This is a genomic window from Amycolatopsis minnesotensis, assembly GCF_039529815.1.
GTDB classification, from domain to species: domain Bacteria; phylum Actinomycetota; class Actinomycetes; order Mycobacteriales; family Pseudonocardiaceae; genus Amycolatopsis; species Amycolatopsis minnesotensis.
This window is the reverse complement of record NZ_BAAANN010000115.1, coordinates 1-1,716: the sequence shown is the minus strand read 5'-3', so window position 1 is coordinate 1,716 and position 1,716 is coordinate 1. Positions and strand designations below refer to the sequence as shown.

Below are 1,716 nucleotides of genomic sequence, written 5' to 3'. Positions count from 1 at the left end.
ACGAGAACCTGCGGCACGAGGTGCTGTTCGACCCGGTGGTGCGGGACCTGCTGGAACGCGACTTCGACGCGTTCGTCGAGATCAGCCCGCACCCCGTTCTCACCTACGGGCTCGAGGAAACGGTCGCGGACACCGGAAGCGAGGCGGTGGTCCTGCCCACGCTGCGCCGGGACACCGGCACGCTCACCGACTTCCTCACCGCGCTGGCCACCGCGCACGTCAACGGCGTCGACCCGGACTGGGCCACGGTCCACCCCGGCACCGCCGACCGGCACCACCTGCTGCCCACCTACCCGTTCCAGCACCGGCACTACTGGCCGCGCCAGTCGCTCGCCGGTTCGGGCAGCCCGGAGGCGGCTGGCCTGCGTGCGGCGAACCACCCGCTGCTCGCGTCCAAAGTGGAGCTGCCGGGATCGGGCGGGGTGCTCTTCGGTGGCAGGGTGTCGCTTGAGGACTGCCCGTGGCTGGCCGACCACGCGGTGCTGGGCACCGTGCTGCTGCCCGGCACCGCGTTCGTCGAACTCGCCGCACAGGGGTTGGAGCACACCGACTGCGACCGCGTCGAAGAGCTGACCCTCGCCGTTCCCCTCGTCCTGCAGCCGGGCAAGGCCGTCCGGCTCCAGGTCGCGGTCGACGGTCCCGGCGAGGACGGGGCCAGGGTCGTGAAGGTGTTCTCGATCGCCGAGGAGGCCACCGAAGGCGAACCGTGGACGCTGCACGCCAGCGGCCTCCTCACCACCGCCGAATCGGCGGAACCCCAGGCGGATCTTGCCGAATGGCCGCCTTCGGGTGCGTCGGAAATCGGCGTCGACGCCCTTTACGCGAGCACGTCGGAAGCGGGCCTCGACTACGGGCCGTCGTTCCGCGGCGTACAGCGCTGCTGGCGGCGCGGTGACGAACTGTTCTCCGAAGTGGAGCTTCCCGCATCGGACGCCGCGGCGGCGGGCCTGTTCCGCCTGCACCCCGCGCTGTTCGACGCGGCGCTGCACGTGCTCGCCGCACCGGGCGACCGGGAATCGGCCACGGGGCGCGCGAGCGGGAGCGCGGTGCTGCCGTTCTCCTGGGGCGGCGTCCGGCTGCCGGCCGGCGGGCGGTCCGCGCTGCGGGCCCGCGTCACGCCCGGCGAAAGCGGCGACACCGCGACGGTCACCCTGTTCGACGAACGGGGCACGGTCGTCGGCGGGGTCGACGCGCTCACGATGCGTCCTATCGCGACCGATCAGCTCACGGCCGCTCGCCCGGCCGCCCCGCCGCTCACCGTCGGCTGGACCGGCCTGGATGCCGCGTCCGGCCTGCCGCCGGTCGCCGAGCCGGTGCGTGTGCTGCGCCTGGCCACCGACCCGGCCCGCCCGGCGCAGGAGGCGGCGCGCGAAGCAGTCGCCGAGGTGCTGGGCGCGGTGCAGGAGCGGCTGGCCGACCCGTCCGCGTCCCGGCTGGTCGTGGTGACCACCGGCGCGGCCGCGGTCACCGGCGGCGAGTCCCCCGACCCGGCGGCCGCCGCGGCGGCGGGGCTGGTGCGCTCGGCGCAGAACGAGAACCCCGGCCAGTTCGCCCTCGTCGACACCGACACCGAACTGTCCGATGTGGACATCGAAGGCATCATGGTGCGGACCGGTGAGCCGCAGGTGGCGGTGCGCGGTGGTGTGGTGCTGGTGCCGAGGGTGGTGGTGGACGAGTCCGCTGTGGTGGAGCCGGCCGGGTTTGGCTGTGATGGGA

Annotated in this window: 1 protein-coding gene; it reads left to right on the top strand. The window is 73.9% G+C overall.

Annotated features, from left to right (window positions below):
• Window positions 1-1,716 (top strand): polyketide synthase dehydratase domain-containing protein (locus tag ABD256_RS44055; RefSeq protein WP_344432375.1); only part of this gene is annotated, 1,716 nt, incomplete at both ends.